This is a genomic window from Phenylobacterium sp., assembly GCF_030680185.1.
Classification (GTDB): Bacteria; Pseudomonadota; Alphaproteobacteria; order Caulobacterales; family Caulobacteraceae; genus Phenylobacterium.
Window position 1 is genome coordinate 50,327 of record NZ_JAUXVZ010000065.1, and the last position, 10,576, is coordinate 60,902.

Annotated in this window: 7 protein-coding genes; 6 read left to right on the top strand and 1 reads right to left on the bottom strand. The window is 68.8% G+C overall.

Annotated elements, in window-relative coordinates; all coding sequences use genetic code 11:
- Positions 1 to 21: 21 nt before the first annotated feature.
- A complete protein-coding gene (locus tag Q8L83_RS18115) occupies positions 22 to 1,095 on the bottom strand; it encodes an ArsO family NAD(P)H-dependent flavin-containing monooxygenase (RefSeq protein WP_305289485.1) in 1,074 nt (357 codons plus the stop codon).
- A 194-nt stretch (positions 1,096 to 1,289) separates the two neighbouring features.
- Between Q8L83_RS18115 and Q8L83_RS18120 the strand changes: the two genes are divergently transcribed.
- The 6 genes from Q8L83_RS18120 (at position 1,290) to Q8L83_RS18145 (ending at position 10,554) form a co-directional block, all read left to right on the top strand.
- The gene (locus tag Q8L83_RS18120) at positions 1,290 to 2,165 is read left to right on the top strand and encodes an NAD(P)/FAD-dependent oxidoreductase (RefSeq protein ID WP_305289486.1); all 876 of its coding nucleotides are present in this window, start codon (positions 1,290 to 1,292) and stop codon (positions 2,163 to 2,165) included.
- Positions 2,166 to 2,232: 67 nt separating this feature from the next.
- On the top strand, positions 2,233 to 2,796 hold the full coding sequence (locus Q8L83_RS18125; RefSeq protein WP_305289488.1) for a hypothetical protein: 564 nt from the start codon (positions 2,233 to 2,235) through the stop codon (positions 2,794 to 2,796).
- A 233-nt stretch (positions 2,797 to 3,029) separates the two neighbouring features.
- Positions 3,030 to 5,792 carry a TonB-dependent receptor gene (locus Q8L83_RS18130; RefSeq protein ID WP_305289586.1) on the top strand — a complete coding sequence of 921 codons (2,763 nt, stop codon included), beginning with the start codon at positions 3,030 to 3,032 and terminating at the stop codon, positions 5,790 to 5,792.
- A gap of 132 nt (positions 5,793 to 5,924) precedes the next feature.
- Positions 5,925 to 6,431 (top strand): RNA polymerase sigma factor, encoded by a 507-nt coding sequence (locus Q8L83_RS18135; RefSeq protein WP_305289490.1) that lies wholly within the window; start codon positions 5,925 to 5,927, stop codon positions 6,429 to 6,431.
- Positions 6,432 to 6,512: 81 nt separating this feature from the next.
- Positions 6,513 to 7,508, top strand: a complete 996-nt coding sequence (locus tag Q8L83_RS18140; RefSeq protein WP_305289491.1) for a FecR domain-containing protein — start codon at positions 6,513 to 6,515, stop codon at positions 7,506 to 7,508.
- A 46-nt stretch (positions 7,509 to 7,554) separates the two neighbouring features.
- Positions 7,555 to 10,554: a TonB-dependent receptor gene (locus Q8L83_RS18145; RefSeq protein WP_305289493.1), complete on the top strand. Its 3,000-nt coding sequence runs from the start codon at positions 7,555 to 7,557 to the stop codon at positions 10,552 to 10,554.
- Positions 10,555 to 10,576 lie beyond the last annotated feature (22 nt).

Here is a 10,576-nt window from a genome sequence, read left to right on the forward strand (position 1 = left end):
GCCGACAGGCTCGGACGCCCTTCAGGCGGGCGCGAGGGCCTGGCCCACCTGCTGGGCGGCGTCGCGCGCATTTCGCATGACGCCGACCAGGGTGGCCGACGCAAACCCTGTCCACTCCCCATAGCCGACCAGCCAGAGGCGCGGCTCCAGGGTCGAGCGGCAACCCTCCACAGCCACGCGTCCGTCGTCTTCGACCACACCGAGACTCTGCAAGTGCTGGAGGGCGGGTCTGAAGCCGGTGCACCAGATGACCGCGTCCACCGGGGTCTCCCGACCGTCGGCCCAGAGGACCCCGGTCCGGGTGAACCGTTCGAACGGCCGAACCGCCGAAAGAACGCCCCGCTCGCGCGCCGCCTTCACGGGCTCGACCATGACGACGTCATTCAGGCCGCCTGGGGGCGGAGCGTCCACAGCCTCGCCCTGTTGCGCCCTCCACTTGGCGGTGGCGCGCTCGAACAGCACACGGCCGTCCACGTCGTCGGCCAGGAAGGTGGGCGGCTGGGCCGTGACCCAGGTGGTGTCGGCGACCAGCGACACCTCGGCCAGGATCTGCGCGCCGCTATTGCCGCCCCCGACCACCAGCACGCGCTGGCCTGAAAACGGCTCCGGGCGTCGATAATCAGCCGAATGGACTTGGCGTCCCTCAAACTCGGACTGGCCCGGATAGGACGGCCAGTGGGGGGCGCGCCAGGTTCCCGTGGCGCTGATCACCGCCTGCGCCCGAAGGGTGGCCGCGCCCGTCTCCACGACGAGACCGTCCTGCTCGGCGCGGACGCGACCCACCTCTGCCGACCGCTGGATGGGCAGGTCGTAGCGCGCCTCATAGGCGGTCAGATAGGCGATGACCTGGTCGCGGGTGGGATAGGCTTCGCCAGTCGCCGGCATGGGCCAGCCCGGCAGCGAACTCCATTGGGCGGGGGAGAACAGCCGCAGGGAGTCCCAGCCGTGCCGCCAAGCGCCCCCGGGGCCGGGCTCTGCATCGAGAATGGTGAACGTCAGACCCGTGCGCCGCAGGAAATAGCCGGCGGCGAGTCCGGCCTGACCGCCGCCGATCACGATGACATCGTAGGCCGTCGGGTCCTGGGCGTTCGACATCGGGGCATCCGTTCGCAGGGCTGTCGTCTGGCAGCCTATCAGAGTTGCAGGCGATCCTGATCGCTCGCGACGAAGGGGGCCGTGGCCCCGCGGCGCCGCTTTGCGCGTTGCTATGGCATGATCTGCAAACGCGCCCGCCGGCCAACCTTCTCCGATCGACGCAGCGCGTCCTGCCCGAGCAGGAGCCGGCGCTCGTGACCGCAGCTCCGCCGAGCCTGGGCTTCGAAGCGATCGTGATCGGCGCGGGCCCCGCCGGCCTGACCGCGGCGATCTATCTCGCCAGGTTCCGGCGACGGGTGCTGGTGCTCGATGGCGGCGTTTCGCGGGCCGACTGGATCCCCGAAAGCCACAACACCCCGGGCTTCCCGGCAGGAATCGCCGGCACTGTGCTGCTGGAGCGCCTTCGCGCCCAGGCTGAGGAATTCGGGGCCGTCATCCGAACGGCCAGGGTGGGCCGGTTGGAGAAGACGGCGGACGGCTTCAGGCTGGATGCCGAAGGCGAGGTCTTTGAGGCCGCGACCGTGCTGCTGGCCACAGGGATCATCGATCGCATGCCCGAGATCGCCGGGGTCGACGCCGCCCTGGCCTCAAGTCTGGCGCGGGTCTGCCCCATCTGCGACGCCTATGAAGCCATTGACGCCAAGCTTGCCGTCCTCGGCGACGGTCCCCTGGCCCTGCGAGAGGCCGATTTTCTGCGCACCTACAGCCAGGACGTCACGGTCCTCATGCTGGGCGAGGCGGCAAAGACCGCAGGCGCCCTGTCCGTCGCCTTGGGCGACATCCGGTTTGAGGGCCGCCAGGTCATCGTCGCGCAACAGGACCAGCCGGAACAGCGCTTCGACTATCTCTACCTCGCCCTGGGCTGCGCCATTCAGGCCGGTCTCGCCACGGCGCTTGGTGCGGGGCAGGACGACAGCGGCAAGCTGCTGGCCGACGCCCGTCAGATGACCACCGTGGACGGCCTCTATGCGGCCGGCGACGTCGTCCTGGGCCTGAACCAGATCGCCGTCGCCACCGGCGAGGCGGCCATCGCCGCCACGGCGATGCATAACCGTCTCCGAAAGGCCTGACTCAGGGGCCGGCCCGACGGCGACGGAACGGTTTGGCGATCTGGACGTCTGTGCGGGGGGAGTCGCCATGGCCGCGCCACGCAAGCTCAAGGTCTTTCAAGCTCAGATCGGCTTCTACGACACGGTGGTCGCGGCGCCGAGCCGACCGGCCGCCCTGCGCGCCTGGGGGCTGCGCCAGGACCTGTTCGCTTCCGGACACGCCAAGGTGGCCGAGGACCCGGCTGCGATCGAGGCCGCCCGCGCCCATCCCGAGACGCCCCTGAAGCGCGCCGTCGGATCGGCCGACCCGTTCGCGCTCGACGCCGCCCATCTGCCCGATGTGCCAGATCCGCCCGCGCCATCGAAAGCGCGCGCCCCCGCAAGGTCCCGAGCATCCGCCAAGCCTAGGGCGCAGCCCGAGCCCAAGCCGAAGCCCAAGCCTGATCGGCGGGCGCTTTCGGCGGCCGAAGCCAGGCTCGGCGAGGTCGAGGCGCAGCGTCGGGACGAGGAGGCCGAGTTCGCGCAGCGCGCGGCGAAGCTTGCGCAGGACATCTCCAAGGCCAAGGCCGCCTACGCCGCCAGCCACAAGGCCGCGGCGGCCGCGGTCGCCAAGGCTCGCGCGGCCTACCGCAAGGCAGGCGGGACGGACTGAAGGCGTAGAGCTCAGCACGACCCCTGGCGCCCTGGCGCGAGAGCGTCAGGAGGGGGTTTGGCCGAACCCGGCTCCCGAACGTGACGGCTCCGTGAAGATTGGGTGAAAACCGCTGTCACACACTGAGGGGTTGCGCGGTCCTGTCGTTGAGGGGGCGGGGGGCAAGGGCCGGACGCGCACGTCTGGTTCCCCGCCGTCGCAACATCGACACGCGGAGAAATTCAGTGAACGGAATGAATCACAATCGCGCCCGGGTCCGCGCGCGCCGCGCGGCTTGGCTGATGACCAGCTGCGCCGCCATGGGCCTGCTCACCGCCACGGGGGCCCAGGCCCAGGATCAGGCTACCGAGGTGGGCGAACTCGTCGTCACCGGCAGCTACCAGCGCAGCCTTCAGCAGGCGGTCGAGCTGAAGCGCGAGAACATCGGCTTTTCCGACTCCATCGTGGCCACCGACGTCGCCAACTTCCCCGAACAGAATCTGGCTGAAGCGCTGCAGCGCATGCCCGGCGTGACCATCGAGCGGAACAAGGGCCTGGGCACTCGCGTCATGGTGCGCGGCCTGCCCAGCGAGTTCACCTTCGTCACCATCAACGACCTGGCCACCGCCTCGGGCAGCGGCGGCCGCGACGTCGAGTTCGACATCTTCGCCTCGGAAATCATCCAGCAGGTCACCGTCCAGAAGTCGCCGACCGCGGCCGACGAGGAAGGCGGCATCGCCGGCTCCATCAACATCAGGACCGCCCGGCCGTTCGACTATGACGGCCCGCGCCTGGTGGGCTCGGTGGAAGGCGCCTACAACTCGATCTCCGAGGAGATCGATCCCAAGGTCTCGTTCCTGGCCAGCAACACCTGGGGCGACTGGGGCGCGCTGGTCTCGGTCTCCACGGCCAAGCGGACCAACCGCACCGACTCCAATTCCGGCATTAACTTCCGCCCGGCCTTCCGCTTCCTGGAAGCCTCGGGGACCCGCGGGACCCAGGCCCAGAGCGTGCTGGCGCGGGACGCCGGCGTGGTGGTCACTAACCGTTCCGACCGCGACCAGACGAGCCGCATCATCTTCCAGGACAAGGTCGGCGACCGGGTCTATCTGAACGAGCAGGACCAGTGGGGCGCGACCGTGTCGCTGCAGTACCAGCCGTCCTCCAACTTCAGCCTGGCCTTCGACGGCATGATCGGCGGCTATGACGCCACCGAGGACGAATACGACGCCGCGGCCTATTCGGCCTCCAGCCGCAGCACCTTCGAGACCATCCACGAGTACGACGACACCACCCTGTCGGAGTATGGCATGGTGGTCCTGCGCGACGTCTCCTATACCGCCACCCAGCACGAGTTCCTGAGCAAGGAGCGGATCAGCAAGACCGACTATTCGCAGTTCGGGGCTGAGCTGAACTGGAGCGGCGACAACTGGGAATTCAACGCCCTGGCCGGCTATTCCGGCGCGGAAAAGACCATCGATTTCGCCAATCTGAAGCACGTGGCCTATGCGCCGTCGCGCACGCGATGGACGGCCGATGGCGGCGAGACGGTCAAGAGCGCCAACCCCGCGACGATCGACATGTACAATGCGCCGACGAGCTACCTGTTCGAGGCCTATGAAACCAACCTCGAGGCCATCACCGACGACAAGTACGCCGCCCAGGCCGACTTCACCCGGCACTTCGACTTCGACGTCTTCCCGCAGCTCAGCAGCATCCAGGTCGGCGCCCGCTACACCGACAAGGCCAAGGAGCGCCAGTACGGCGCCCTGAACATCCAGGGTCCTGGCCCGGGCTCCTCCGTCTGGGTGAACACCCGCACCCTGGCCGACAGCGTGCTGACCCCGATCGGCGATCTCGTGCCCGGCGGCGACTACAGCGTCCGCGACCTGACCTGGAGCCAGGTGTCCAACGCCTATGCGCGCGACACCTTCCGCTATGCCGGCTTCGTCACCCCGTTCGACGACGGCCAGTACTATGAGGTCACCGAGGAGACGTTGAGCCTGTACGCCATGGCCAACTTCGACTTCGAGATCGCCCGTGTGCCGGTCTTCGTGAACGGCGGCGCCCGCTATGTGGACACCACGGTCCAGTCGTCCGGCTTCCATCAGATTCAGAACCCGAACGGCACCACCGGCTATACGCCCGAGCCGGTGTCGAGCGAGGGCGGCTATGACAAGATCCTGCCCAGCCTGAACATCAACGCCGAGCTGACCGACAGCATCGTCCTGCGCGCCGCGGCCTCGGAAACCCTGATCCGTCCGGCGCTCAGCGACCTGGCCTATAAGCGCACGGCTAGCTGGAACTCGTTCCGCTTCACCGACGGCAACCCCAACCTGCAGCCGACCTACGCCAAGCAGTGGGAAGTGGGCCTGGAAAAGTACCTGGCTCAGGGCGGCCTTCTGTCGGTCTCCTACTTCTGGAAGGAGATCGAAGGCGTCGTCCGCAGCGAGCTGACCGGCACGGTCCCCAACGTCACCAAGTACAACGCCAACGGCACGATCGACGGCGTCTATGACTTCGACGTCTATCAGCCGGTCAATGCCGACGGCTCCTATGAGGTCAGCGGCGTCGAGCTGGTGGCCGTGGTGCCGCTCGGCCTCTTTTATGCGCCGCTGGAGGGCTTCGGCGTCAACGCCAACTACACCCTGCTGGACAGCTCGCTGACCGGCGAGTCCGACCTCGGCATCCCGACGCCGCCGGTGGGTCTGGCCGACAAGACCTATAACGTCACCCTCTATTACGAGAACGATCGCTTCCAGGCCCGGGCGTCCTACAACTACAAGGACAAGTATGTCGAAGGCATCGGCTACGAGATGTATCCGATCTGGCGCGACGCCTACGGCCAGACCGACATCTCGGTCAGCTATGACGTGAACGATCGCATCCAGCTCAGCCTGGAAGGGATCAACATCACCGACGAGGAGACCAAGGGCTACACCATGCACCCCTCCTTCCCGACCATGTACGAACTCTCCGGGCGCCGCTTCAGCCTGGGCGTGCGCATGGAGTGGTGAGCCACGCGTTGATCGCGATAGCCATCGAGACCGCCGGTGGAGCGCACCGTCCCCTCGCGCTCCACCTGGCGCCACGCCCCCTCCGACGGAGGGGGCGTCTTTGCGCCTGCATGGGCGGACGGCAGGCGCAGCATGGGCGCTGAGTTCGACGTGGGCGGCCTGCGCGCCGATCTGGTCGCCTATCTCCGCCGCAAGGACCGGGGCGGGGAGGAGGCCGAGGACGTGGCGCAGGAGGCCTTCGCCCGCTTTCATCGTGCCGGCCACGACCTGGCGGGCGCCGATGCGCGTCCGCTGCTGTTCGTCATCGCCAAGAACATCCAGCTCGACCGCTGGAAGGCGACCGGTCGGGAGGCGCGCCGCAGCGTGCCTGACGACGTCTATGACCTGGACTCCGGTCCCTACGCCCTGGCCAGCGCCACGCCGCGCGCCGATCAGCAGTTGATCGATCGCCAGAACCTGGCCGCCGCGGCTGCGGCGATCCGGGTCTTGCCGCCCAAAACGCGGGACGCCTTCCTGCTGCACCGGTTCGAAGGCCTGACCTACCGGCAGATCGCCAGCCGGCTGGGAATTTCGGTCAGCATGGTCGAGAAACATATCGCCGAGGCCCTGCGGCAGTTGAAGATGTCACGGGGCGACTGAGGTGTTCGGCCCCTGGATCGTTGTGTTTGGTGACGCCCGCGGCCACGCGGGCCCTGCCGCCCAAAGGAATTCGCCGCTCTGATGCTGGACCGCCTCGCCATCCTGTTCGCCGCCCGGCCCTCGACGGCCGAGGCCTGGCTGGCCCGCATGGGCAGGCCGGGGGTGAGCGCGCGCGACCAGGCGGCCTTCGGCGCCTGGCTGGACGCCGATCCCGACCACCTTCGCCAGTACGAGACTCTGAAGGCCGCGAACGCCGAACTGGCGGGCCTGCGACAGGCCTTCGAAGGCGACCTAACCCGTCTGCGCCGCGGGCCTGCACGGCGGGGCGCGTCGAGGGGCCTTGTCTTGGGCGGCGGCTTCGCCGCGGTGGCCGCCGTGGTGGCGGTGATCGCCCTGCTGCCGATGCTGCGGGCTTCGCACGAGGGCCAGCTATTTGAAAGCGCGCCGGGCCAGATTGTCGATCTGATGCTGGACGACGGCTCGAAGGTCACCCTCGACGCCGACTCGGCGATCCGCGTGGCCTTGGCCCCGGACGTGCGCCGCCTGACTCTGGAGCGAGGCTCGGCCTATTTCGAGGTCGAGCACGACGGCGCCCATCCGTTCCAGGTGGCGGTGGCCGACCGGCGGGTGATCGTCACCGGCACGCGCTTTGTCACGGCGATCACCGGCGACAGCGCGCAGATCTCGGTGCTTCAGGGTCGCGTGGCGATCGGTCGGCGCGACGCCGCCCGCGCCGATGCGTTGGACGGGGCGGTGGGGGTGACGGCCGGCGAACGCGCCGTCTTTCAACCCGGCGCAGCTCAGATCGTGAAGACCCGCGCCGACGTGGATGCGGCGACCGCCTGGCGTCAGCGCCGCCTGGTCTTCCGCAATGTCCCCATGTCCGAGGTGATTGCCGCGGCGGCGCGCTACTCCGACGCCCCCTTGGTCGTCGCCGACCCGGCCCTGCAGCGCCTGTACATCACCACCGTCCTGCCCCTGGAGGGCGACGGCGCCCTGGCCGATCGCATGGCTGCCTTGCTTCCCATAAGCGCCGAACACGCCGCCGACGGCCGCATCCTGATCCGCGCCGAATAGGCGGCCATCGCAGAGCTGTCACGCCCGTGCGTTAGGGCGGCTAGGCATGGTCTATCCACGGCTCAGCTCTTTGAACCTGATCGCGACGTCGCTGAGCGCAAGCTTGCGGTGGGCCGTGGTCGGCGCTGCGACTGTGGCCATCGTCCTGGCCGTGGCCCAGCCAGCTCAGGCGCGGCCGGGACCAATCCCGTTCAACATCCCCGCCCAGGACGCCTCGTCGGCGCTTCTTCAGCTCTGTCTGGCGGCCGACTGCGAGCTGGCCTTCACCCCCAGCCCTGGCCACAGCGTGCGCACCAGGCCGGTGCGCGGGGTGATGGATTGGCGGACGGCCCTGGCGCAGATGCTCGAGGGCACCGAGCTGCGCTACCGCTTCGTGGGGGCGAAGGGCGTGCGGGTCTGGGTCGCAGCGCCTGCGCCGCCGCCGCCGCCGCCGCCTGAGGCGCTCGGGCCGGTGGAGGTGCGGGCCGTCGAGGTCGTCGGGCGGCTTTCGGACCAGATCGACGAGGGTTTGAGCCGCAAGCGCGCCGCCGATGTCATCTCCGAGGTCGTGGCCGCCGATCGGATCGGCGACCTGCCGGCCGCCAACCTGGCCGAGGCGCTGCAGCGCGTGCCCGGTGTGGCCATCGAGCGCGAGGTGGGCGAGGGGCAGTTCGTCAGCGTCCGGGGCCTGGGGCCGTTGTTTCAGTCGGTGACGCTGAACGGCGCGCCGGTGGCCTTCAACGAGAACATCCGCAACTCCACCCAGAGCGGCCGCCAGTTCCGCTTCCGCGCCCTGTCGGTGGACCTGTTGGCCGGGGCGCGCCTGACCAAGTCCTCGACGCCCGACCTGATCGATGGGGGCATCGGCTCCAATATCGATATCGAGACCGCCGGCGGCCTCGACGGCGATCAGTTCCTGTCCCTGCGCCTGGGGGGCGAGGCGAGCGCGCGATCCGACAGGCTCGGGGCCGACCTCTCCCTCGCCGGGCGGATCGTCTCGGCCGATGGCGAGATGGGCCTGATCGCCGGCGTGTCCGAGGAGACGCGGAGCGTCCGCTATGACCGTTTCCAGATCATGCGCTATGGGCAGACGCTCATCGACGGCCGATGGCTGACGACGCCGAACGATGTCCGCACCACGGTGGAGCAGGAAGAGCGTCGGCGACGCAGCCTGTTTGTCGGCGCCGACTGGCGCCCGTCGCCGGAGGTCCGCCTCGATTTCGACGGGCTGGTCTCCACCTTCGACAATGACATCCGGGAGGACCGCCTGGTGTTCGGCTTCGGCGAGGCGCTGGCCGAGCCAGGCGCTGTCGTGCGCGTTCAGAATGGGGTGGTCACCGCCGCCAGCGTCGCCGACGGCCAGATCGACAACAACACCGAGTTCTCAGACCAGTCGCACCTGAACGTCCTCGTCTCGGTGGGCGCCGACGTCTCGCTGGGTGACTGGCGTCTCACCCCGCGGCTCAGCGCCTCGCAGGCCTATTCCGTGCTGGATACGCCGCTTGAGCGGTTCTCGGCGGAATCCCCGGAAGGCGTCGCCTACGCCTTCGACCTGGGCGATGCCGCCAGCTCCCGCCGGGCCGCCAGCCTGACCACCGACTTCGACCTGCTCAATCCCGCCAACCTGACCCTGGATCAGCTGGCCATCCGCGCCGTGGAGTCCCGGGACGCGGACGTGACGGTGGTCTTCGACGCTGAGCGCCGCCTCGACTACGCCTGGGCCGGCGTCCGGTTCTCGGCCCTGAGCCTGGGCGTCCAAATCAGCGACCGGAGCCGGGGCTATGATCGCCGCGATCGGCGCGCAGTTCCCCTGTCGGATGACGACAGTGTGCTCGACTTCTACACGGGCGCCACGCCGGCCGATGTCTTCAGCGACCTGATCGCCACGCGTTCGACGCCCTGGACGAGGACGGATTTTGCGAGGCTGAGATCGGCCTTCCGCATCGCCGATCCGGCCTCAGACATCGTCTTCCGCCCTGGCGACGTCGCCCCGACCGGCGCCGATCAGCAGAATTCCTACGCAGTGGAGGAGCAGGTGGCGGCGGCCTATCTGCGCCTGGATTTCGGAGGCCAGGCGGCGGGGCGCAGCTTCTCCGGCAATCTGGGCCTGCGCGCGATCGAAACCCGCACCCATGTGGAGGGCGCCCGCCTGCAGCTCGTCGATGGCGCCGCCCAGGTCGGTCCGGTCACCTTCGATGGCGACCATCAGGCGGTCCTGCCGAGCCTGAACCTGGCCTTTGATCTCGATGAGATCTCCATCCTGCGCATGGCGGCGTCTCGCTCGATCACGCGCCCCTCGCTGGCCGACCTGCGCGCCTCCACGGTCCCGGCGAGCGTCCTGGTGTCGGCCATCTACAAGTATGGCGCAGAGGCGATCACCGATCCGGAAGACGGCGTCATCTTCAGCGGGGTCGGAGGCAATCCTAGCCTGACGCCCTACGTCTCGACCAATTTCGACATCTCCTATGAGGTCACCGGGCGGCGGACCAGCTTTTCCATCGCCTATTTCCACAAGACCATCGACGACTTCATCGAGGCGGTGGCGGCGCCGGAGACGCTCGTCTTCGAGACGGCGGTCGGTCCCCTCGTCGAGGCCGAGGTCCTGATGAGCCGGCCGCACAACGCCGGGCGCGCCACCATCGATGGCCTGGAGTTTGGCCTGCATCAACGCCTCGCCAATGGCCTCGGCCTCTGGGCCAGCGCCACCTGGACCCACTCGCGGCTGGACGGCGGCGGCCGGCTGACCGGCGTCTCGGACTGGTCCTGGTCCCTCAGCCCCTATCTGGAGCGCGGCCCCCTGAGCGTGAACCTGTCCTGGTCCTGGCGCTCCCCCTTCCGCTCCGAGGCCGACATGCAGGGCGGCGGGGTCTCGGACTTCACGGTGGGCGCAGCGGGCTATCTCGACGCCCAGGCGATCTACGCGCTTCCCGCCCAGGCCGAGCTCGTGCTTTCGGCCACCAACCTCACCGACACCCGCGAACTGGCCTATGAAGGCTCCAAGGACCGCCTGCTCCAACTCGGCTCGGTCGGCCGCCAAGCCTCCATCGGCGTTCGCTGGGTCTGGTGAGGCAGAGTGCGCCGAGCACGTT

Bases quoted from the DNA above. Each gene is read 5' to 3' on its own strand.
- Q8L83_RS18140 (WP_305289491.1), top strand. From the start codon at position 6,513: ATGCTGGACCGCCTCGCCATCCTGTTCGCCGCCCGGCCCTCGACGGCC.
- Q8L83_RS18135 (WP_305289490.1), top strand. From the start codon at position 5,925: ATGGGCGCTGAGTTCGACGTGGGCGGCCTGCGCGCCGATCTGGTCGCC.
- Q8L83_RS18115 (WP_305289485.1), bottom strand. From the start codon at position 1,095: ATGTCGAACGCCCAGGACCCGACGGCCTACGATGTCATCGTGATCGGC.
- Q8L83_RS18145 (WP_305289493.1), top strand. From the start codon at position 7,555: ATGGTCTATCCACGGCTCAGCTCTTTGAACCTGATCGCGACGTCGCTG.
- Q8L83_RS18130 (WP_305289586.1), top strand. From the start codon at position 3,030: ATGAATCACAATCGCGCCCGGGTCCGCGCGCGCCGCGCGGCTTGGCTG.
- Q8L83_RS18125 (WP_305289488.1), top strand. From the start codon at position 2,233: ATGGCCGCGCCACGCAAGCTCAAGGTCTTTCAAGCTCAGATCGGCTTC.